General features: G+C 62.6%; 17 protein-coding genes. 12 read left to right on the top strand and 5 right to left on the bottom strand.

Annotated elements, in window-relative coordinates; all coding sequences use genetic code 11:
- The first annotated feature begins 139 nt into the window (after positions 1 to 139).
- The 4 genes from NZN28_RS01775 (at position 140) to NZN28_RS01790 (ending at position 3,768) form a co-directional block, all read left to right on the top strand.
- The gene (locus NZN28_RS01775; protein WP_295395051.1) at positions 140 to 532 is read left to right on the top strand and encodes a polymer-forming cytoskeletal protein; all 393 of its coding nucleotides are present in this window, start codon (positions 140 to 142) and stop codon (positions 530 to 532) included.
- Between the two features lie 312 nt (positions 533 to 844).
- Positions 845 to 1,816, top strand: a complete 972-nt coding sequence (locus NZN28_RS01780) for a M23 family metallopeptidase (RefSeq protein ID WP_295395052.1) — start codon at positions 845 to 847, stop codon at positions 1,814 to 1,816.
- Between the two features lie 108 nt (positions 1,817 to 1,924).
- Positions 1,925 to 2,779, top strand: coding sequence for an acetyl-CoA carboxylase, carboxyltransferase subunit beta (gene accD, locus NZN28_RS01785; RefSeq protein ID WP_295395053.1), 855 nt, complete (start codon positions 1,925 to 1,927; stop codon positions 2,777 to 2,779).
- 41 nt (positions 2,780 to 2,820) lie between these two features.
- Entirely contained in the window at positions 2,821 to 3,768 is a 948-nt protein-coding gene (locus NZN28_RS01790) for an acetyl-CoA carboxylase carboxyltransferase subunit alpha (RefSeq protein WP_295395054.1), read from the top strand.
- Between the two features lie 51 nt (positions 3,769 to 3,819).
- On the opposite strand, the gene NZN28_RS01795 is transcribed toward NZN28_RS01790, so the two are convergent.
- A complete protein-coding gene (locus tag NZN28_RS01795) occupies positions 3,820 to 6,627 on the bottom strand; it encodes an NPCBM/NEW2 domain-containing protein (protein ID WP_295395055.1) in 2,808 nt (935 codons plus the stop codon).
- 196 nt (positions 6,628 to 6,823) lie between these two features.
- Between NZN28_RS01795 and NZN28_RS01800 the strand changes: the two genes are divergently transcribed.
- On the top strand, positions 6,824 to 7,513 hold the full coding sequence (locus NZN28_RS01800) for a TetR/AcrR family transcriptional regulator (protein WP_295395056.1): 690 nt from the start codon (positions 6,824 to 6,826) through the stop codon (positions 7,511 to 7,513).
- Between the two features lie 169 nt (positions 7,514 to 7,682).
- Positions 7,683 to 8,129: a DUF2214 family protein gene (locus NZN28_RS01805; protein WP_295395057.1), complete on the top strand. Its 447-nt coding sequence runs from the start codon at positions 7,683 to 7,685 to the stop codon at positions 8,127 to 8,129.
- Positions 8,130 to 8,320: 191 nt separating this feature from the next.
- Here NZN28_RS01805 and phnE read toward each other — a convergent pair whose 3' ends face one another.
- From phnE to NZN28_RS01820, 3 genes are all read right to left on the bottom strand, one after another.
- Positions 8,321 to 9,952, bottom strand: coding sequence for a phosphonate ABC transporter, permease protein PhnE (gene phnE, locus NZN28_RS01810; RefSeq protein WP_295395058.1), 1,632 nt, complete (start codon positions 9,950 to 9,952; stop codon positions 8,321 to 8,323).
- Positions 9,949 to 10,707, bottom strand: coding sequence for a phosphonate ABC transporter ATP-binding protein (gene phnC, locus NZN28_RS01815; RefSeq protein ID WP_295395059.1), 759 nt, complete (start codon positions 10,705 to 10,707; stop codon positions 9,949 to 9,951). Before phnC ends, phnE begins: the two co-directional genes overlap by 4 nt.
- A gap of 91 nt (positions 10,708 to 10,798) precedes the next feature.
- Positions 10,799 to 11,674, bottom strand: a complete 876-nt coding sequence (locus tag NZN28_RS01820) for a phosphate/phosphite/phosphonate ABC transporter substrate-binding protein (protein ID WP_295395060.1) — start codon at positions 11,672 to 11,674, stop codon at positions 10,799 to 10,801.
- 309 nt (positions 11,675 to 11,983) lie between these two features.
- On the opposite strand from NZN28_RS01820, the gene NZN28_RS01825 reads away from it, so the two are divergent.
- On the top strand, positions 11,984 to 12,667 hold the full coding sequence (locus NZN28_RS01825) for an HAD family phosphatase (protein WP_295395061.1): 684 nt from the start codon (positions 11,984 to 11,986) through the stop codon (positions 12,665 to 12,667).
- On the opposite strand, the gene NZN28_RS01830 is transcribed toward NZN28_RS01825, so the two are convergent.
- On the bottom strand, positions 12,653 to 13,732 hold the full coding sequence (locus tag NZN28_RS01830; protein WP_295395062.1) for an N-acetylmuramoyl-L-alanine amidase: 1,080 nt from the start codon (positions 13,730 to 13,732) through the stop codon (positions 12,653 to 12,655). The genes NZN28_RS01825 and NZN28_RS01830 overlap by 15 nt on opposite strands.
- 242 nt (positions 13,733 to 13,974) lie before the next feature.
- On the opposite strand from NZN28_RS01830, the gene NZN28_RS01835 reads away from it, so the two are divergent.
- From NZN28_RS01835 to NZN28_RS01855, 5 genes are all read left to right on the top strand, one after another.
- Entirely contained in the window at positions 13,975 to 14,598 is a 624-nt protein-coding gene (locus NZN28_RS01835) for a hypothetical protein (RefSeq protein WP_295395063.1), read from the top strand.
- 132 nt (positions 14,599 to 14,730) lie between these two features.
- Complete coding sequence (locus NZN28_RS01840) at positions 14,731 to 16,302, top strand: hypothetical protein (RefSeq protein ID WP_295395064.1); 1,572 nt, start codon at positions 14,731 to 14,733, stop codon at positions 16,300 to 16,302.
- A complete protein-coding gene (locus tag NZN28_RS01845; protein ID WP_295395065.1) occupies positions 16,299 to 17,432 on the top strand; it encodes an LptF/LptG family permease in 1,134 nt (377 codons plus the stop codon). The genes NZN28_RS01840 and NZN28_RS01845 overlap by 4 nt, the downstream gene beginning before the upstream one ends.
- Positions 17,433 to 17,498: 66 nt before the next feature.
- On the top strand, positions 17,499 to 18,635 hold the full coding sequence (locus NZN28_RS01850) for a DegT/DnrJ/EryC1/StrS aminotransferase family protein (RefSeq protein ID WP_295395066.1): 1,137 nt from the start codon (positions 17,499 to 17,501) through the stop codon (positions 18,633 to 18,635).
- A gap of 45 nt (positions 18,636 to 18,680) precedes the next feature.
- Entirely contained in the window at positions 18,681 to 20,708 is a 2,028-nt protein-coding gene (locus tag NZN28_RS01855) for a M3 family metallopeptidase (protein WP_295395067.1), read from the top strand.
- The last annotated feature ends 567 nt before the right edge of the window (positions 20,709 to 21,275 follow it).

Below are 21,275 nucleotides of genomic sequence, written 5' to 3' on the forward strand. Positions count from 1 at the left end.
TAAGCCTTTTCGAGCCCTCACCGGCCTGGTCGTCCCCCATCGGCAGACAAAACACAGCGTTCCACCGGGTATGATGGGCTGGTTTATCGAGGCTAGGTTGAAGGCAACCGTTTTGCAGACCAAACCAGGGGTGTAAACTATGGCGGTGCTAGGCGGAGGACGAAAACCCAACCCGGCTGCGCTCACCTATGTGAGCGAGGGCAGCGAGATTGAAGGCAACCTGAAAGCAGCGGGCAGCGCCCGCATTGACGGCAAGGTCAAGGGTTCGATCATCGTTGAGGGTGACCTCGAGGTCGGGAACAACGCCCACATTGAAGGCGAGCAGGTCAAGGCCAACAACATCATTGTGCACGGGCAGATTAACGCCCAGGTGATTGCCAGTGGCAAGTTGCACATCACCAAGAGTGCGCGGGTAGAAGGGGATGTGCGGGCCATGTCGCTCGATGTGGAAGCAGGCGCGGTATTTGTGGGCCGCAGCCAGACCGGGGAACCCAGGGCCCTGCCCCAGAGCACGAAGGCCGGCCAAAGCTAGAGCGCTCTTCACATATCATGAGCCATTCGAGTTCAAGAAAGCCTGGTTCTGAACAGAACAGTGGCGGCCTGGAAACTCGAAAACGTGCGTCTCGGCCCAGACCCAACGCAGACAAGCCTGCCTCACCTCGGTGAGGCACGTCTCGTTGTCCCTTCTCGTTTTTGTGGGCGGCCAGGTCTGTGAAGAGCGCGATCAAAGCTCGAGAACCCGGTGGGCTTTTTGGTTCTGCCGACAGCCACCGACCATAGGTTGAGCCCCGTTCGGTCAGGCATCACCTGGCCCTGCCCATTTCCGCAGTAGGCTGATAGGGCCATGGCGAAAGAGCCCCACCCGCTTGCCTCGAGGGTTACCCTCACGGTACCGCTGTGGGTGGTGGCCATCCTGCCGGTGTTGTTGATTGCGGCGGTGATTTTCTGGTGGGAACGCAGCTCGAACGAACGCAGCCGGCTGGCCGAGCTACAAACCCTGGCCCGCAAGCTGAGCCTCGAGCTCGAGGCCGAAAAAAGCCGAAGCGATGCCTACAGCATCGAGGCGGTGCAGCTCCAGCAAAGCCTGAAGGTGCTCGAGGCCGAAATCAACCGGCTGCGGGTCAAGGCCGGTCTCCCCCGCATTCGCCTGGTGCCCGAACCCGTTCAACCCAACCAGGCGCCCCCCAAACCCGAGAACACGCCCCGAGGCGCCGGTGAGCCCATTGAGCTCGGTGAGTTGCTCCTCAGCCTGCGTTCGCAGGTCGAGGGTTTTGCAGCGGAACTCGAGGCCACCGCCCGGGCCCTCAACAACCCCCTCCCACCCGACCCGCGCCCGGGGCGCATCCTTCGCCGTTCGCCCTCGGCCCCAGTCCCCGCCTCCGGGCCCCACACCCCCGACCCGGCGCAGTACATACCCACCGGCCTGCCCTTGCTGGCCGAAACCCGCCTCACCTCCACCTTCGGCTACCGCTCCAACCCCTTTGGCGGGGGAACTTTTGAATTTCACAACGGCGCAGACTTTGCCGCCCCCGAAGGCACACCGGTGTACGCCACCGCCACCGGCACGGTGAGCGAGATGGGCTGGAACCCCATCTTTGGCCTGATGATCCTGATTGACCACGGCAACGGTCTGCACACCCTGTACGGCCATCTTTCGTCCTCTTATGCTGAAAAAGGCCAGCAGGTCGAGCAAGGCCGCTTGATTGGCGCGGTGGGCTCAACCGGGCGCTCTACCGGGCCGCATCTGCACTACACGGTGTATCGCTACGGGGTGGCGGTTGACCCCTTGCCGTATGTGGGGAATTTTTATCGGTAGATTCAAACAACCCGTTTTGCAGTGTTGACCTTTGCAACAAACTTTGAACCCCGTTCAAGCAAGGGGGGTTTCGTTCGATTCTCATTCTGCGGTATAAGATAGGGCGTTATGGCCTTAGAGCGGCTTTTCCGCCGTCGCCGGGCCCAGGGCGAGGCGAGGGATATTCCCGAGCTGTGGGTCAAGTGCCCCAAGTGCGACGCGCAAATTTACAAGAAGGACCTCGAGACCAACCTGCATGTCTGCCCGAAATGCGGGCATCACCTGCGGTTGCCTGCCAGCAAGCGCATCGAGATGCTGGCCGACGCGAACACCTTTGAGCAGATGACCGGCCTCAAACCCGCCGACCCTTTGGGCTTTGTGGACACCGAGCCTTACCCCAAGCGCCTCGAGCGCTATCAAAAAGAAGCCGGGCGGCCCGACGCCATTGTGGGCGGGCGCTGCACCATTGGCGGCGTACCCAGCGTTCTGCTGGTCATGGACTATGCATTCGCCGGAGGCTCGATGGGCAGCGTGGTCGGCGAGGAAATCACGCGTGGCATCGAGCGGGCCGCAGAGGAAAACCGTGCGGTGGTGATTGTCTCGGTTTCGGGCGGGGCCCGTATGCAGGAAGCCGCCCTCTCGCTGATGCAGATGGCCAAGACCACCCTGGCGCTGGATCGGTTGTGGGCTCGTAGGCTGCCCTACGTTTCCATCCTCACCGACCCCACCACCGGCGGGGTCACGGCCAGTTTTGCAGCTCTAGCCGATGTGATTCTGGCCGAACCCGGCGCGCTCATTGGTTTTGCCGGGCCCCGGGTGATCAAGCAGACCATCCGCCAAGATTTACCCGAAGGCTTCCAGCGTTCGGAGTTTCTTCTGAAGCACGGCATGGTGGATCAGGTGGTTGACCGTCGCCAGCTCAAGGAGACGGTGGCCCAGGTGCTCAAGCTACTGCACCCCAGGACGGTGAACCATGCTGGATAGTCGGGGAACTGGGGCCGGGGAACGCCCCGAAGGAGGCGTTCATGCCGCTTGAGTTCGAAAAGCCCATTGAAGAGCTCGAGGCCAAAATCGCCGAACTCGAGGGGTTTGCCGCCAGCAGCGGGGTTGATCTTTCGGGGGAGTTGCAGGTTTTGCGCGAACGCCTCGCTCAACTCAAGTCGGAAACCTTCGACAACCTGTCCCGCTGGGAAAGGGTTCAGCTGGCCCGGGCCCCTGGCCGCCCGACCACCCTCGACGTCATCGGCGGCATCATGACCGATTTCGTGGAACTCTCGGGTGATCGCACCTTTGGCGAGGACGCCGCCGTGGTGGGAGGCCTGGCCCGTCTGGAGGGCACCTCGGTGGTGGTGGTCGGCCACCAGAAAGGCCGCGACACCAAGGAAAACATCAAGCGCAACTTTGCCATGCCCCATCCGGAGGGCTACCGCAAGGCCATGCGCCTGATGGACCTGGCCGACCGCTTTAGCCGCCCTTTTGTTGCCTTCATTGACACCCCGGGAGCCTATCCCGGCATCTCGGCTGAAGAGCGCGGGCAGGCCTGGGTGATTGCCCAGAGCATCCAGCGCATGGCCCGCCTGCGGGTGCCGGCCATTGCGGTCATCCTGGGCGAGGGCGGCTCCGGAGGGGCCCTGGCCATCGGGGTGGGCAACCGGGTGCTCATTTTGGAAAACGCCTGGTACTCGGTCATCTCGCCCGAATCCTGCGCCGCCATCCTGTGGCGAGATGCCAAAGAAGCCGCCAAGGCTGCCGAGGCCCTCAAGCTTTCGGCCCCCGACCTTCTGAGCCTGGGCATTGTGGACAAAATCATTCCCGAGCCCGGCGGCGGTGCCCACCGCAACCCCTCCGCCACCCTGGCCAACATCAAGCAGGCCCTGCTGGCCTCGCTGGCCGAGCTTTCACACCTGGGCCCCGAAGAACTGTTTGAAGATCGCTACCGGCGCTTCAGGGGGCTGGGGCACTACCAGAGTTGAGCGGGTGGGTTCCCCCTTCAATCTTCTGCCACTGCCGCCCAACGCGAAAATTTACGGGCCAACCCGAATAATTCGCGCTACCGAGGGAACCCCGGCCTGGTTGAAGATGAACACCATGTAGTAGTTGGGGGGGGCCAGGTTGGCGTTGGCGGGTGCTGCGACCGTTAGGCTGGTGGCATCTCTGGACTGTATGGACAGGGTCATGAACCGCTGGGTGTAGTTGAAGGCATGGGTCGAGGCCCCCAGCGCCAGCAGGGTCACCGACTGAATGCTGCCAGCATCCGGCGTACCGATCACAAAACTCTCCCCATACCGGACGCTGCTCGGAATGCTCTGGATGCTGGGCCGAGCGGCCAGGGCGCCATTGCCGTCGAAGAGATAGGGCGGGTAGTAGATTTCGTAGTTGAGCTGGTTGACCCCGGCCAGGGCCCCATTGCTCCCCGGCTGGCAGTCTGCGCCACACCCACCACTGCCCGCGGTCCACACGGTCGCGTCGGGCAGCAGCAGAGCCACCGAATGGTAGTTTCGGGGTCGCTGGGCGGAGGCCGCCAGAGTCCAGGTGTTGGTTCTCGGGTTCCAAATTTCCCCTGCGTACACCGAAGAGGGCAGATCCCACAAACTGCCGTTGTTGCCTCCGTTTACAAAGACCCGACCGTCGGCCAGCAGGGTGGCGTCGGGGTGGGTGCGTGCGTACGTCATGGATGGCCCGGCCACAGAACTCACGCCGCTGGTCAGGTCAATCAGGGTTGTGCTCGCGACTGCCCTGGTGCCCCCACCGATGGTGATGATCCGACCCGGCTCATACATCACCGACGAACCGTACCAGCGGTTGGGCCCCTGGCGCACCCAGGATTGGCTTCCCCACGAGCCGCTGCCCGCAGGATTGAGGTAGGACATGGTGGGGTTCCAGCCTGCGTGAAATACCAGTCCATTGGGGGCCACGTGCATCCAGGGGAAGTAATGCTCGAAATCGCGCCCCGAGGTGGTCGCCCCACTGAGCTGCCGAAGCGTGCCGTTGGTCTGCCAGACCTCGTGTACGGTGTTGTTGGCCCCGGTCTCGGTCTGGCCTCCCGTAATCAGCAGTTCACCATTGGGCAGTGGTGTCACGCTAGGATACCAGCGTCCAGCCCGCATATTGGGGCCCCTTGTCCAGGTCTTGGTTGCAGGATTGAAGATGTTGGTGTGCAAACTGCCATTGGGGGTGCCGAGGTTGCCCCCGGCCACCAGCAACCGTCCGTCCTGCATGACCGCCCAACCCGCGCAGAAGAGGTCGGTGGTGGCGTTGTTGACCTCCTCGAAGGTATTGGTCACGGGGTCCCACAGGGTCACGATGGAGCTCTGGTGGAAGGTTGCGTTGGGGTCCTGAATATCGCGGTAGACCCCGATGCGGTCGTAACTATACCAGGCAATCACCTTGCCATCGGGCAAAAGGGCCGCATGGGTGGCCACCAGCGGGAAGTCCCGCACAGGGCCAAAAACCCCTCGAGTCTGAGCCGCTGCTCCCCCCTGGATAGGCCCGCTGGCTGCGGGGGTTGTCACGGTGGTTGTAGCAAAGGCCAGGGTTCGATCCGGAGCGGTGCCGCTCACCCGGTAGGTGTAAAGGGTGTTGGGGGACAGACCGTTGTCCACGAAGCTCGAGGCCGTCGGGGTGCCGACCTGTACAAAAGTACCGGTGCTGCCGGTGCGGCGCTCAACCACGTAACCGCTGGCGCCATTCACGGCGGACCAGTCGAGGTAAACGCTGCTCTCGGAGACACCAACCGCAATCAGGTCGGTCGGGGGCAGCAACGACTGGGCCGTTGCATTGGTGTACAGATAGCGCTGCGGGATGATTTCTCTGGGCTGGCTTGGGCTGCTCCAGAAAAGTTGCGCCACTGCACTGCCGGTATTTTCGTAATATTCCATGCGCAGGTCGTAGCGCTGCCCCGCGACCAGGGCAATGGTGCCGCTGCGGTTGGTGGCCGACTGATTCCGCCAGCTATCGATGATGAGGCGGTTGTTGACCCATAGCCGCACCCCATCGTCGGTGCGAGCGGTAAAGGTATAGGTCTCGCTAAAGCGGGCCTCTACCTGGCCCGTCCAGCGCACGCTGAACGTGTCGGGTGCAATTTGGGACATGGGCCTGCCGGTACCCCAGTTGAAGTTGATTTGGGGGTCTATACGCGCGACCCGGGTTCCGGTGAAGTTGCTGTTGTCGAAGTATTCTCCGGAAAGACCCTGTTGTGCCGGGCTGCTTCCGCCACCGCCCTCCGCGCACACCAGTCGGGCATCGGCCCAGTCGGCATGGTCGTAGTAGTTGTTGTCCCCCCCATCGGTGATGACCAGCTGGAGTTCCTGGCGTCCGCTTACATCCACATCTACCGTCTGGGTGGGGCTACTGCCGCGCATGATCCCCGAGTCGAAAAGCAAGATGCCATCGGCCAGCACCCGAAAGACCACACTGCCCCACTGGGTTTGGTGATCTACCTCGTCATCCAGGCCCACCGCTGCGCGGAAGCGGGAGCAATTGCCTCCCAGGTTGTACAGGATTTCCGAAGAAGCATGGGCTCCCAGACCCTTGGGATAAACCACCCCATTAAGCGTGATGGGCCGCCCATCCCCCTGTGCGGTCTCGCCATTGCTCTGGTCTCGCTCAACCGGGCCCCAACCGTTGGTCGCCGAAAGCCAGGTCAGGTCGCTCAGATAAACGTTGCCGCTGGGCACCGCCTGCGTGATGACCTTGTCTTCGCCTGAGTCCGTCCAGGGCGCAGGACCCGCTGCGTAGGGCCCTGGAGCGGTGTTTTTTGGGCTTGAACATGCAGCCAAAGCCACTGCCCCCAGCGTCAAAAGTAAGGGTTTATTCCAACTCCAAAATGCCATAACATACCCCCTTTACCGCCAACCTAAGTACAGTCCTAGACTTAATGGAACTTTTGGCAGGACGTAATACCTTTCTAATGATATTAGCCAGATTTGGGCCATTTTCGCCGTTACCCATTTCGTTAATCCCCATCAACATGCAAGAAACGTAGTCCCAGCCTACTGAATATGGGCGACCTCGAGCCTGGCGTTTGATATGGATAACGCTGTACAGTATATTTACGTCGTGAGCAATCAAACCCTTACCCGCCAGGCACGCATCAAGCAGCGCAGCGCCGAACGCCGCGAACGCTCTCGCCAGGAGACCCGCCAGGCCATTCTGGAGGCGGCCACACGGATGTTTGAGCGCGAAGGGTACGAGGGGTTCAGTTTGCGCCAGGTCGCCGAGAACATCGGCTACACCCCCACCACCATCTACCTCTACTTCAAAGACAAAGACGACCTCCTGTTCGCCGTCTGCTCCCAGGGGTTCGCCGAGTTTACCCAAGCCCTGCAAACGGCTTATGCGGCTCACTCCGACCCTTTGGAACGGCTGCGGGCGTTGGGCTGGGCTTACCTCGAGTTTGGCCTCTCCCATCCCCTGCACTACCAGATGATGTTCATGCAGAGGGCCGAGTGGGCCACCAGAGTTTTTGATGCCAGGGGGCAAACCGAAGGCTCGAGTTCCTATCTGATCCTGATGAACGCGGTGGTCGAGGCCATGAAGGCGGGCCGGATTCGCCTGGGCGACCCCACCGAGACCACCAACCTGATCTGGTCGGGCATCCACGGGATCGTCTCGCTGGCGCTCAGCATGAAAGGCATTGTGCCCAAGTGGGAAGAAAGCGAGGTGCGGCGGTTGGTTGAGGACTATTTCCAGATGCTGGACAAAGGCTTGCAGCCCTAGCTTTTTTTTGACGGAATGGTTTACAGCGTTAAGTTTTGTAAATGCTACAACCTTAGGAGGGCCAAATGAGAAGAGAAAACTCCATGATGCATGCCTGCCGACCCGAAGGCGCCCAAAAAGCAGTGCTGGCCTGGCCCAGCGCCGCGGGGCTGTCGCAAGCGGAGCGGCCATGACCGGCTGGCTGGTGGCCTCGCTTCATCTGCTGGCCCTTGGGCTAGGGGTTTGGGGCATCTGGACACGGGCGCGGGCGCTGGGCAAACTGCCCGAACCCGCTGCGCTAAAGGAGGTCTTTTACGCCGACAACTTTTGGGGCATGGCGGCCATTCTCTGGATTTCCACCGGCCTGACGCGAACTTTCGGAAGCGACGACAAGGGGGCCCATTACTACCTCGAGAGCCCCACCTTCTGGCTCAAGATGGGGCTGCTGCTCTTGGTGCTGGCCCTCGAGGTCTGGCCCATGACCACGCTCATTGGATGGCGCATCGCCCTGGCCCGTGGACAAAGGCCCAACCTCTCCCCTGCCCCAATCTTCGCCCGGATTAGCTGGGTGCAGTTGTTCATGACGCTGGTCATGGTCTGGGTGGCCGTAGCCCTTCGGCGCGGCCTCGGAGGCTAGAGCACTCTTCACATGTTTACAGCCATTCGACTTTGAGAAAGCTTTGTCCTGGAGAGAACAGTGGCCGCCTATCCAGGCGGCCACGTCTGTGAAGGGCACGATAAGCGTGACGGAAAAACCGCAGGAAAGCCGGTCTCCAAAATGTTTCTGGCCGAAGCCCTGCCGGAAACCCGGCTGGCCCGATGCTCAGTTCAGACCAGTCGGCTGCGCAGCCAGGAAGAGGCAAAGTCAATGATGTTCACCACAATCACAATGGCAATGACCCCCACAATCATCTGGTCGTACTGCCCGGAGGCCATCTTTTCGTTGATGAAGTAACCGATGCCCCCCGCCCCGACCAGCCCCAGCACCAGCGAGGAACGGAAGTTAATTTCGAAGTTGTAGATGGTGTAGGACACAAACAGCGGCAAGACCTGGGGCAGAATGGCCCAGCGAACCACATTCACCCCCGAGGCGCCGGTGGACTCGAGGGCCTCCACCGGCCCCTTGTCCGCATTCTCGATGGCCTCGGAATAAAGCTTGCCCAGCTCGGTCATGGAGTGAATGGCAATGGCCATCACGCCGGCAAAGGGCCCCAGACCCACCGCCGCCACCAGAATCAGGGCAATAATCAGGGTTGGAACCCCCCGCAGCACGTTCAGGAAAAGGCGGGTCAGGTAAAACACCGAGCGCATCAGGGGCGAGCCGGAGGTCACATTCCGCGCCGCCAGGAAGGAGAGGGGCGTGGCGAAGATTGCGGCCAGGAAGGTGCCCACCAGGGCCATCTGCACCGTGACCGCAATCTGGCTCAAGACCTCCTGCAAGGGGTAGCGCTCCGCGCTCGAGTCGGCCAGCAGGGGCGGCCAGGCCTTGTCGGCAAACTGTTGCAGGAAGGGCCAGCCCACCACCAGCTTGTTCAGGTCAAACTCGGTGGCGTCAAAGGCCGGTATCAGGAAGCTCACGACCAGCGCAATCAGGATGCCCGCACGCCAATCGTCGGGCTCCTGCAAACGGGCATTGCGCAGCTGCATCAGACCCGCCCCCAGCATCAACCCCGCCAGGAAGAAAACGGCAAAGGCGCCGTACTGGGTGGTGGCGGGTTGCACCAGGCGGTAGCCTTCGCTCGAGGCTTGCTGGGGGATGGCCCCTTGCAGGTCGGCCAGGCTCTGGATGGGCTTCAGCGCGTCCTGGCCCAGTTCTTTGCGGATGGCGTTGAGTTCGGGCAAGGCCCGGTTGTAGGCGTCGGCGATTTCCTGCTGGGTGGTCGGGGCGGTGGGAAAGAGCAGCTTGTAGTAGCCCAGGCTCTTGGGCAAGTAAGCGCCGCCGCCCTGGGGTGCGTGGAACCACATGAAGGTCAGCACCCCTGCCACCACCGCCCCCAGCAGAAGGGGCCCACGCTGCCGGGGGCGGCCAAAGGTCAGCAGGGCGATGGAGCCGGCCACCCCCAGGGCCAGAATCAGCTCCATCAGGCCCTCAACCGGGAAAAGCCGAACCATCTGGACGGGTTGTGCATACCATCCAGCCGCCGCAACCATCACCAAAACGCCGCCCAGGGCCCCGCCCAGCCCCGCAGCCTTGCCCCCCCGGCGGGCCAACACCAGGGCAACCAGCACCCCCACTGGAATGAGGGCCAGCAGCGGAAAGGTGGGCATCAGGGCCAGCAGGGTGGGGTCTACGGTATCGCGGCTCAAAAAGCCCCGGGCCCGGCTAAAGGGAAAGGCCGCAAACACCACCAGCGAAGCCAGCCCTGCGCCGATGACCCAGCGCCGCATGGAGCCCTTAGCCACACCGGCCAGCACGGCCAGCCCCGCCCCCAAAAGGGCGTAGAGAAGCAACTCGGTCATGCCAGCATCTCCTTGCGTTCGTAGAGGTCGTCCACCATGTCCTCGGAAAGCTGTGCGGGCGGGCCGTCGAAGACCAGCCGCCCCCGCTTGAAGGCCACGATACGTTTGGCGTACTTGAGGGCCAGGTCGAGGGCGTGAATGTTGATGACCACCGTCACCCCGTCCTGTTCGTTGAAGCGCTTGAGGGTGCGCATCACCTCCTCCGACAAAACCGGGTCGAGGTTGGCGGCGGGCTCGTCGGCCAGCATGAGGGTGGGCTGCTGGGCCATAGCCCGGGCAATGGCCACCCGCTGCTGCTGTCCGCCCGAGAGCGAGTCCACTCGAGCGTTTTCCTTGGCGGCCAAGTCCACGCGCTCGAGTTGCTGTCGGGCAATCCGGTAGTCCACCTCGTTGTACAGGCCCAGCAGGCCCCGCCAGGTCGGAAGGTAGCCCAGCCGACCGTGCAAGACGTTGTCCAGCGTGCTCAGACGATTGACCAGGTTGAACTGCTGGAAGATAAAGCCCACCGTGCGACGGTACTTTTGCAGCTCGCGTTTGGGCAGCCGGGTGATGTCGGTGCCGTTCACCACCACCGAGCCGGTGGTGGGAATCAGCAGTCCATTCAGGGTGCGCAAAAAGGTGCTCTTGCCGGCCCCGGAACGCCCAATCACGGCTACAAAATCTCCCTGGGGAATCTCCAGGTTCACGTCCGTCAGCACGGTGAGCGGCCCTTTGGCGGTTTGGAAGGTTTGGCTAAGTTTCCGTACTTCAATCATGAGACCCCTCACGAGGCGTAGCGCCATGTCATCAAATCATAAGCCCCCAGCCGATGCCTGGGGGCCCTGCAAGGCCAGAGGATTGGTTGGGCTACTGCCCGGCCACTTTGCGGGCCTGGCGTACTACATCGTAGTCGGAGTCCTGAGCGGGAATCATGTAGTCAATGCGGTAGAGGTTGAACAGAAGCCGGTTTTCGGGGGTTTTGATGCCCTGCAAAGCCGCAGCAATGCCCCTCGAGAGGGTCGGGTACTTGGTGATGAACTGCTTTGAGACCGAGAAGGTATCGCCGGGGATGGGCCTCGAGTAGAAGATGGCCGTCAGCTGGGCCGCTTCTTCGGGCTTGAGGAACTGCGTCCAGGCCCCGCTCTTGTTGCGGGTGTCGTTGGCGAAGGTGGCGCAGGCATCCACCGATTTGTTCAGCACGGCCAGCACACAAGCGTCGTGGCGACCGGCAAAGGTCTGCTTGGCAAAAAGCTTGTCGGGGTCGAAGCCGGCCCCTACAATCGCCGCGCGGGGGAAAACGTAACCCGCCGCCGAGTTCTTATCTACCCAGGCGATGCTCTTCCCATCGAGCCCCTGAAGGTTCTTGATGTTTGAATCCTTTCGCACCACAATGGCGCTCCAGTAGAAAGGGCTGGTGCCGCGCACGCTCTTGAGCAGCACCTGGGCGCCCACATCCTGGTTGGCAATCACGTAGCCATCGGGAGGGAAAAAGGCAAAGTCGAGGTTGCCACCGCGCATGGCTTCAATCAGGCCGCGATACTCGGTGGGAATGAAGATTTCCACCTCGATGGCCCCCTGGAAGCGGCGTTCCAGATAGTCGGCGATGGCCTGGGCTGCCGGACGGAGCTGGTCGGAGTTTTGGGTGGGGTTGAAGCCAATCCGAATCTTGACCGGATTCTGCGCAAACCCAACCGACAGACCCAGCACCAGCAAAGCCAGAAAGAGAAACAGGTTGCGTTTCATACGCTCCCTAGCCTACACCAGCTTTTGTCAAAAATGTATCAGGTCAAATTTTTGGGTGCGCGTCACACCTTTTGAGCCCCTCGAGTTCCAGAAAGCTTTGTCCTGAGCAGAACCATGGCCGCCTGGTCAGGCTTGGGTACCTGACATGCGTCTGGGCCCAGACGCGCCCTCGTTTTGGCGGGCGGCCAACTCTGTGAGGAGCGCGATCAGCCCAACGTGCTTTGTGAAGCGCCTCCGGTTCCCAGCGCGCAACCCGCCCCGCAGGGGGGCCTCTATTCATTCCGCTCCTCAGCCGATAGTATCTGAAGGATGCAGGGCCTCATCTTTGACTTCGACGGCACCATCCTGGACACCGAGAGCACCGAGTTCCAGGCCTGGCAAGAGGTATATCGGCAACACGGAAAGGAGCTTTCGCTCGACTACTGGCTGCCTTTTATCGGCAACAACTCGATACCCTTTGACCCGGCAGGCCACCTGGAAAAGCTGTTGGGCACGCCACTGGACAAAAAAGGGATTGAAGACTGGGTGGATCAGCGCAAACAATCGCTGAACCAGTCGCTAGAACCCCTACCGGGGGTGCTGGAGTACCTGGAGGCGGCGCAGGCGATGGGCCTGAAGCTGGCGGTGGCAAGCAGCTCGAGGCGGGCCTGGGTCGAGGGGCACCTCGAGCGCCTGGGGTTGCTCCAATACTTCCGGGTGATCCGCACCAAGGAAGATGTGGCCCTGACCAAGCCCGACCCGGCCCTCTTTCTGCGGGCTGCTGAAGGGCTTGGACTACCCCCCCAGGAGACCATCGTGCTCGAGGACTCCCAGAACGGGGTGCGGGCGGCCAGGTCGGCGGGGGCCTTTACGGTGGCCATTCCCAACGCCCTCACCCGGCACCTGGACTTGAGTCAGGCCAACTTGCAGCTCACCTGCCTCTGCGACCTGCCGCTGTGGGAACTGCTGCCCATCGCCCGGCAGTGGGGCCGCACCCGGCTACCCACCGTTTAGGAAGCGCAAGATGCCGCGGGCCAGCGCTTCGGCCAGGGCCTGCCGGTATTCGCTCGTCTGAAGGCGGCGGCCCTCCTCGGGGTGGTTGGCAAAGCCCACCTCAACCAGAATGGCGGGGATGCGGGCATTGCGAATCACGTAGAAAGGGGCCTGACGCACCCCCCGGTCCACCGCGCCGGTGGCCTGGAGCATGGCCCCCTGCACCAGGTGGGCCAGCTGGCGCGAAAACTTGAGGTTGGACTGGGCAATCAGGTCGCTCACCAGCCGTTCCCCCACGCTCTGCGCCTCGCGGGTCAGGCGGCGGCCCAGCTCACCGCCGCCGTTCTCTCGAATGACCTGGGCCAGCAGGCTCGGGTCAATGGTATGGCCAAAATAGTAGGTCTCGATGCCCTGAGCCGGACTGGGGGCGCTGTTGACGTGAATCGAGATGAAGAGATTGCGTTTGGAGTGGGCCATCTCGGCCCGCAGGCCCAGGTCGGTGGCCTTGTCCGGTGAAAGGTGGGTGTCGGTGCTCCGGGTCAGGATGACCTCGATGCCCTCCTTCTCGAGCAACTGCCGCAAGCGCAGGGCCAGGTCGAGGGTGACCTCTTTTTCCACCACCAGACCCACCGCGCCGGGGTCTATGCCACCGTGGCCGGCATCAATCACCACAATCTTGGGCTGGGTGCGGGGTTTGGGGGGCTCTGAGCGGGAGGGCGGCTGAGGGGGATTCTGGCTGGGTCGGACCACGCTCACCACGTCCACCACCAGGCGCCGCCGATTGCCGTCGGTGAGTAGCGTGGTCTTGACCTCTACGTTCGGGCGCAGTCGAACAAACACCGTGGCGCTGTTGGGCGCGGGCACCACCTGATAGGAGGCCACCTGGGGCGAGCTTACATCGGTGTCGCTGGCCGCAGCGGTCATGCCGCTGAAGCGAAGGGTCAGGGTGTCGGGCGCTTGAGAAATCTGGTACTGCGTCTGGCGATCGAGGTCGAACACCAGGCGGGTGTAGCCTTCGTGCAGCCCCAGCCTGGGAAACGCCAGAACGGGCGCCAAAATTACGATCAGAAAGGCCAATATCCGCATCTGTTTGGAGTATAGCCGAAAAACATGCGCTCTTTTTGAAGATTTGACCTTGGCCGCTACAGGCTTGCCCAGCAAAGCCATATGCGCCCGGTGCCGGGGGAGCGGCGGGTCGCTTTCGGCCTTCGGCTGTGGGCTTTGGTTGCGTCTGCCCCGGCCTCTTTTGTGTTTTGTCAGAATCTGCTCTGTGGCTGCGTTGATGTTTTGCTCATTCGGTTCATCCTGGAGGCCCTAGGATTGGAGGAATGAAGCACTGGATTCTGTTATTCACGCTTCTTTCGCTGGTAGGGTTGGCCTCGAGGTTCGCCGGCTTCGAGGTGAGGCCCAGGGGCAACTCGGAGCTGGATGTGGGCACCGGTATCTACACCCTGCCCACCGGCGGCACCATCACCGACAACAGGAGCGGGCTGGTGCTGGAGGCCCGTTATATCCAGTACCGGGACGGCGACTTTATCAAGGCCCAGGGGGCTACCCTCAAGGCAAAAGAGGGCGAGTTTACCGCAGCGAGCCTCGAGTACCAGCAAAAGCCCGACACCCTGCGGATGAACGGGGTGCGTTTTAGCTCCAAGGAGTTCAAGGCCCTCACGGCCCAACAGGGCTTGCTGCTCAAAGAAGATGTGCTGGTGCTTAAGGGCGAGGTGCGCTCGAGCGACCCTGTGCTCGAGGCCAGCACCCTGATTGTGGACACCGCCAAAGACCAGGCCCTGGTGCTGGGGGGGTTTACCTACCGGGACGGCGCGACCACCCTGCGGGGCAACCGCCCCGACAGCACCCTGCTGCTCACCTTTGAGGGCGGCAAAGTGCGGGCCAGTACCCGCGTGCCTGCCGAAGTCTTGAACCGCCTGCGCCCCTACGCCGATAAACTGTAGGGCGTGCGAATGGGGAGGTTAGAGCACCAGGCTGCGCTTTCAGGGGCAAGTGTTCGGGGGGCCACAAGACCCCCACGTCCCTGGCCCCCTGCGCTCTGGCTCCGCTGCACCCTCTCCCCTTTGCTCCCCTTTTTGACCCTGCTCGTTACCAGCCTGGCCTGGGCCACCCCGAGCAACCCAACCCCCTGCGCCGAGCAACCCTACACCCTCGAGACCCCGGAGGGGCTCGCCGGTGGAGGGAACCTTGAATTTGACGGCGAGGTGGCCATTTTCAGCGACGGGGCCTGTTTAGAGACCCAGGGCCTGCGATTGCAGGCTCCCAGCCTGCGCTATGACCAGGCCAGCGGCGAGCTAACCGCCCCGCAAATCGCGGTGGAAACCCCTCGCTACCGTATATGGGCCGAAGAGGGCCGCATCAAGGATCAGGTCTTGCAGGCCCGCGGGATTCGGGCCACCACCTGCCGCTGCGGCGACAACCTGCGGCTCTTGTCCGAGACCCTGCGCTTTGATACCCAGAGCGGCGAGATGGTGCTGGAGGAGAGTCGGCTCGAGGTCTACGAGTTCGGCCTGGCCCGCTTTGGCGAACTGCGGCTGGACCCCAACCAACCGCTGGGCGAGAGCCTGGGGCTCACCCCGACTGGCGCTGAGGCCCCCCTGGCCCTGCCGGTTCGTTTCGATTTCGACCAGGGGTTGAATGTGGGCCTGAGCGAGTTTCCCCTGCCCGATGGAACTCGCTCGGGAAGGTTTTCTACCCGGCTAACCCTGCTGGGCCTGCGCCTGGGCAGCCCCGACCCCATCCTGCGGCTGGGCCTGGCCACCCAGGAAAAAAACCGGCGGGCCAGCCTGCAACTCGATCGCAAGCCCAGCGGTTTTGCCAGCCGGGGAGAGGTGGTGGATGGCCCCCTGTTCTTCGTGCACGATAGCGAGCGGGGCCGCTATGCCTTCGGCCTCCAGCAAGCTTTTGCCCTGGGGCGCTTTACCCTCGTCCCCTACGCCTGGGCAGCCCAGGACTGGCGCGACGGCACCCCCGCCACCCAGGAACAAGGGTTGGCCGCCGGCGCGGAACTTCGCTACGCCTTCGAGGTGCAGGAGGGGCCCTTTCGCTTCCGCCTCGAGCCCTTCGGGGTGCTGGGTTTTTACAACCAGCCCCAGCAATACCTGGCCTACGGCGGGCAGGCTGAAGGCCGCTACGAGGGCGATTTCACCCTGCGCGTGGGCTATACCTGGGCCATAGAGTCCACCCCCGGGCGCTTCTGGCTCGAGCGCCGCGAGGCCACCCAGAAGCTCTCGGCCAGCCTGCGCTTCCAGGGGTTGGGACTCGAAGCCCAGCACGATTTCCTCAAGGCCCAGACCGAGGCCAGCCTACGGGTTGGCTTTGAACAGGACTACGGCGAGGTCTGGGCCCAGCTCCACACCTGCTGGAGCTGCGTGGGCAAGACCCTGAGCAACGGGCGCGACGACTGGGAGCGCCGGGAACTGGTGCTGGGCTTCACGCCGGTTCCGCTCTCCTGCACCTACGACCTCAACCTGACCCCTTTCCTCGGGTATGATTTGCTGCGCCAGGGCGTAAGCCGCTGGGGCTTGGAACTGCGCTACGCCGACTGCTGCTTCATCTGGCGGCTGGGCTACCAGGAAATCCGGCTGGCCCAGCACCCCGGCGAGGCGGCCAACGGCAAGCTGACCTTTGGGCTGGAAATCCGATGACCCATCTGGACCGTTACATACTGCGCGAAGCCGTGCCGATTTTTTTGTTTGGGCTGTTGCTGTATGTGGGCTTCGGCCTGATCAGCAACCTTCTTCCCAGGGCACAGTGGATGGGCACCGCCGAGCTGGGCAGCATCCTCAAATGGCTGGCCCTGCAAGTGCCGGCGGCCTCGGTGCAGGCGCTGCCTGTGGCAGGCCTCCTCTCGATTCTGCTGGCGTTTGGGCGGCTGGCCCGTGAGAACGAACTGCTGGTGATGCAGGCGGGCGGCATTTCGGTACTCCGTACTGCCCGCCTCTTTTTGTGGGGAGGGCTCCTGATGAGCGGGCTTTCGCTGGCGCTCTCGGAGTGGGTGGTGCCCTGGGCCAACCGAGCCACAGCGGTGGTGTACTGGAACGAGCTAATACCCGAGCGCACGCCACAGTACAACCTCATTGGACGCGAGCTTTCAGTGGGTGAGTACACACTGCGCTATGAGGGCTTTGATAAACCGAGCGACCAGCTCTTGCAGGTGCGCCTCGAGCGCTGGCAGGGCCAGACCATGACCGTAATTCTAGCCCAGAGCGCCCGCTTGCAGGGCTCGGTGATCGTGTTTCGGGACTACAAGGTGTTTACCCTGGACTTTGCCCGCCTACCCCTCCCCGACTTTGCCACCCTCGAGCAAGCCGAGGCAGGCTTGCGAGAGGTCTTTCGGGCCCAGAACATCGGCCCACCGGGTGCCGAGCTTTCGGTGCGGCTTTCCCGCAGCCGTGAGGACCTGGAAGCCCAGTACGCCGGGGGCGGCTTCGAGACACCGGTGGCCCTCTCGGAATGGTGGCGCAAACTTCAAAACCCCAGCACCCCCCCCCGCGAACTGCGTGAGGCCAAAGCCCAATGGCATTCCGGGATTGCCCTGGCCCTGGGCAACCTGATGGTGCTCATTCTGGCCCTGCCCATTGCGGTGCGCCGGGCAACCAGCCCCGGTACGGCCCTGGCTTTGGCCCTGGTGCTCACCATTGCCTACTACGTGGCTTTCAGCACCGGCAAGGTGCTGGCCTTGACCAGCTCGCTTCCCCCCGAAGTTGCGGCCTGGAGCGCCAACCTGCTGGGTATGGTGGTGGGCCTCTGGCTGGGCAAGGGCATCTATCGTTGAAGGCTGCCAGCCGCCTGTCAGCCAAAAGTCGCCATCATGTACTAAGCTAAACACCAGGTGTGTTGAATGGTTCCGATATTAGACCTGAAGCAGGAGTACCTCGAGCTCAAAAGTGAAATAGACGCTGCCATAGAACGGGTGCTGTCTTCGGGCGGGTTTGTGGGGGGCCCCGAGGTGGCCGCCCTGGAAAGCGAGCTGGCGGCCTATCTGAAGGTACCCCACGTGGTGACTTGCGGCTCGGGCACCGATGCGCTCTTCATTGCCCTTAGGGCCATGGGCATCGGGCCGGGGGATGAGGTCATCACCAGCCCCTTTACCTTCATTGCCACCCTCGAGGCCATCCTGCACGCCGGAGCCCGGCCCGTGCTGGTGGATATTGACCCCCAGCACTACAACCTGAACCCCGCACTGCTGAAGGCAGCCCTTACCCCGCGCACCCGGGCCATTCTGCCGGTACACCTTTACGGACAGGTCGCGCCCATGCAGGAAATCCGGGCCTTCGCGCAGCAACATGGGTTAAAGGTGCTGGAGGACGCTGCTCAGGCCATCGGCGCCCGCTACTGTGCGGCGGGCTGCCGGCACCCGGTGGGCCAGGCCTGCGACTGCCCCCACCCGCTGGCCGGAACCCTGGGCGATGCCGGCGCTTTCAGCCTCTACCCCACCAAGAACCTGGGCGCCTATGGCGACGGGGGCTTTATTGCCACCCAGAGCGAGTCCATTGCCGAAGAGTCGCGCCTGCTGGCCGCCCACGGCTCCAGGGTGCGCTACCACCATGTGCGGCCCGCTGGCTACACCTCGAGGCTCGACGCCCTGCAAGCGGCCATCCTGCGGGTGAAGCTGCCCTACCTGGAAACCTGGAACACCCGTCGCCGAGAAATCGCTCAGATGTACCACCAGGGGCTCAAAAACAAAGTCCAGACCCCCTGCGAAATGCCCTACGCCCTGCACATCTACCACCAGTACACCATCCGCCACCCCGAGCGCGACCGTCTGGCCGCCCACCTCAAAGACCAGGGCATCGGGAGTAGCGTCCACTACCCCCTTCCGGCACACTTGCAGCCGGCCTACCGCGACCTGGCCCCCGAAGGCACCCTCCCCGCCGCCGAGACTGCCGCCCGCGAGGTGCTGAGCCTGCCCATGCACCCTTTTTTGCAGGAGGCGCAGGTAGAGGCTGTGATTCAGGCGGTGCTGCGTTACGCCTAAAAGCTGCACATTCTCCACACCCGGCCCCGTTTATACTGGGGTGCTATGTCGGAGAACCCCTTGCTGGAGATTCGCTACGACATTCCCTTCAGCGAAATCCAGCCCCAACACATCGAGCCTGCCATCCAAACCCTGCTTGCCCGTGCCGAAGAGGAGTTTCAGGCCATTCTGAGGGTGGAGGGGCCGCGCACCTTCGAAAATACTCTGCTGGCCCTCGACCGCTTGGGGGAAACCCTGGGCTACACCTTCACCCTGGTGGCCCACCTCGAGAGCGTGGTCTCGACTCCTGAGCTGCGCGCCGCTTACAACGCCATCATCCCCCCCATCACCGCTTTCAGCACCAAGGTGCAGATTTCCGCCGAGCTGTACCAGGCCCTCAAAGCCTTTGCGGCCACGCCCGAGGCTTCGCAGCTCTCCCCCGACTGGGCCCGCTTCCTCAAGCTGCGCCTGGACGAGTTCCGCCGCCAAGGGGCCGACCTCCCACCCGAAAAAAAGGCCCGCCTCGAGGCCCTCAACACCCGCCTTTCGGAGATAACCACCCAGTTCGAGCAAAACCTCACCGACTCCACCGCCGGCTGGGAGCTTTACCTGGACGAAACCCAGGTGGCCGGGCTGCCCCCCAGCGCCCTCGAGGCCGCCCGCCAGAGCGCCGGCTCCAAAGGACGGGAGGGCTACCGCTTTACCCTGCAACAGCCCAGCTTCCTGGCCATCCAGACCTATCTGGACGACCCCGCCATCCGCAAACAGGTCTACCTGGCCTACTACACCCGCGCTACCGAGCCGGGCCGCGACAACCGCCCCCTGATCGAAGAAATTCTGGCTTTGCGCCGTGAAAAAGCCGAGCTGCTGGGCTATGCCAATTTCGCCGACTACGTGCTGGAAAACCGCATGGCTGGCAAAGCCGGAACTGCGCTCAAGTTTGAGCAGGATTTATGGGCGGCCTACGAACCCCACTTCCGCAAGGAGGTGGCGGGCCTGCAGGCTTTCCGGCAGGCGCTCGAGGGCCCCCAGGCCCCCCCTTTGGAACCCTGGGACATCGCCTATTACGCGGAAAAACAGCGCAAAGCGCTCTACGACTTTGACGAAGAAGAACTACGCCCCTACTTTGCCCTGCCCAACGTGCTGGAAGGCCTTTTCGAAATCGCACGGCGGGTGTTTGGCCTGGAAGTGCGTGAGGTCCAGGGCGTGGACACCTGGCACCCCGAGGTCAAGACCTACGAAATCTACCGCCAGGGCCAGCGCATATGCCGCTTCTTCACCGACTGGCACCCCCGCGAGAACAAGCGCGGCGGGGCCTGGATGAACTCCCTCATCCGGGGGGTGCGCAGCGGCGAGACCACCGAACCCCACCTGGGCCTGATGTGCGGCAACCTGACCCCTCCGGTCGGCGAGCGGCCCGCCCTCCTCACCCACCGCGAGGTCGAGACCGTCTTCCACGAGTTTGGCCATCTGCTGCACCTGGCCCTCTCGAGCGTCGAGGCGCGGAGCCTGGTTGGCACCCAGGTCGCCCGCGACTTTGTCGAACTGCCCAGCCAGATCATGGAAAACTGGTGCTGGGAGCGCGAAGCCCTCAACCTTTTTGCCCGCCACTACCAGACCGGAGAACCCATTCCGGACGCGCTTTTCGAAAAGATGCTGCGGGCCCGCAACTACTGGGCCGCCAACCTGGGCATGCGGCAGCTGTCTTTTGGCATGCTCGACCTCTCCCTGCACGTGCACTATACCCCAAGCGATGGCGACGTGATGCAGTATGCCCGTCAGGTGATGCAGCCTTTCGTGCCGGCCCCCCTGCCCGAAGACTACGCTTTTGTGGCCGGCTTTGCCCACCTTTTCGGGCATCCGGTAGGCTACGCAGCGGGTTACTATTCCTACAAATGGTCGGAGGTGCTCGATGCCGATGCCTTCTCGCGCTTCAAGGCCGAGGGCATATTCAACCGGCAGACCGGCGAGGACTTCATCACCCACATTCTGAGCAAGGGCAATGCGGTAGACCCCGCCGAACTCTTCCGCCGCTTCCTGGGCCGCGACCCTGACCCCAAAGCCCTGCTGGCCCGTTCGGGGCTGCTGGACTGAAAATTGGGTCGTTTTTGTGCTCGATGAACGGTTCAGATGGTCTCATACCAACTTTGCTTGAACACTTTGCATACTATTGAAGCGGTGCGTTGAAGCAGGGGTTAGAGCGCAGGGGGCAGGTGTTGGAGACCTTCCACCTCCAACCACCCTCTGCCATCCTGTGTTTCCTTGAAAGTTGCCTGTACGCCTAGAGCGCTCTTCACATATTTGGAGCCATTCGACTATAAGAAAGCCTTGTCCTGGACAGAATAGTGGCCGCCTATCCAGGCTGCCACGACTGTTAAGGGCGCGATAAAGAATACCAAATCTCGCTAAAAGCCAGGCTTGAAGCCAGAATCGGGCCCTACGACCTGGAAGGGGCAGGTAGAACCCTGAAGGCAGCAAGTACCCTTGGCTGGACATTAACGCCTGGCTGCCGGGTGGCATCTCGTCCAGCTTGCCAGGGTCAGATAGCTTTGCTTAAGGGCTTGGATTCAGGAGGCTTTATGTGTTACCTCGTCGTAGATTTGGTATTATACCAAATCTCACCCAAAGTGACACCTAAGTTAGGATAGGGGAATGAGTCGA

Origin of the sequence: Meiothermus sp., assembly GCF_025056915.1 — a bacterium.
GTDB lineage: Bacteria > Deinococcota > Deinococci > Deinococcales > Thermaceae > Meiothermus.

Excerpts from the sequence above, each read along its gene's own strand:
- NZN28_RS01775 (WP_295395051.1), top strand. The coding sequence starts at position 140 with ATGGCGGTGCTAGGCGGAGGACGAAAACCCAACCCGGCTGCGCTCACC.
- NZN28_RS01780 (WP_295395052.1), top strand. The coding sequence starts at position 845 with ATGGCGAAAGAGCCCCACCCGCTTGCCTCGAGGGTTACCCTCACGGTA.
- accD (WP_295395053.1), top strand. The coding sequence starts at position 1,925 with ATGGCCTTAGAGCGGCTTTTCCGCCGTCGCCGGGCCCAGGGCGAGGCG.
- NZN28_RS01790 (WP_295395054.1), top strand. The coding sequence starts at position 2,821 with ATGCCGCTTGAGTTCGAAAAGCCCATTGAAGAGCTCGAGGCCAAAATC.
- NZN28_RS01795 (WP_295395055.1), bottom strand. The coding sequence starts at position 6,627 with ATGGCATTTTGGAGTTGGAATAAACCCTTACTTTTGACGCTGGGGGCA.
- NZN28_RS01800 (WP_295395056.1), top strand. The coding sequence starts at position 6,824 with ATGGATAACGCTGTACAGTATATTTACGTCGTGAGCAATCAAACCCTT.
- NZN28_RS01805 (WP_295395057.1), top strand. The coding sequence starts at position 7,683 with ATGACCGGCTGGCTGGTGGCCTCGCTTCATCTGCTGGCCCTTGGGCTA.
- phnE (WP_295395058.1), bottom strand. The coding sequence starts at position 9,952 with ATGACCGAGTTGCTTCTCTACGCCCTTTTGGGGGCGGGGCTGGCCGTG.
- phnC (WP_295395059.1), bottom strand. The coding sequence starts at position 10,707 with ATGATTGAAGTACGGAAACTTAGCCAAACCTTCCAAACCGCCAAAGGG.
- NZN28_RS01820 (WP_295395060.1), bottom strand. The coding sequence starts at position 11,674 with ATGAAACGCAACCTGTTTCTCTTTCTGGCTTTGCTGGTGCTGGGTCTG.
- NZN28_RS01825 (WP_295395061.1), top strand. The coding sequence starts at position 11,984 with ATGCAGGGCCTCATCTTTGACTTCGACGGCACCATCCTGGACACCGAG.
- NZN28_RS01830 (WP_295395062.1), bottom strand. The coding sequence starts at position 13,732 with ATGCGGATATTGGCCTTTCTGATCGTAATTTTGGCGCCCGTTCTGGCG.
- NZN28_RS01835 (WP_295395063.1), top strand. The coding sequence starts at position 13,975 with ATGAAGCACTGGATTCTGTTATTCACGCTTCTTTCGCTGGTAGGGTTG.
- NZN28_RS01845 (WP_295395065.1), top strand. The coding sequence starts at position 16,299 with ATGACCCATCTGGACCGTTACATACTGCGCGAAGCCGTGCCGATTTTT.
- NZN28_RS01850 (WP_295395066.1), top strand. The coding sequence starts at position 17,499 with ATGGTTCCGATATTAGACCTGAAGCAGGAGTACCTCGAGCTCAAAAGT.
- NZN28_RS01855 (WP_295395067.1), top strand. The coding sequence starts at position 18,681 with ATGTCGGAGAACCCCTTGCTGGAGATTCGCTACGACATTCCCTTCAGC.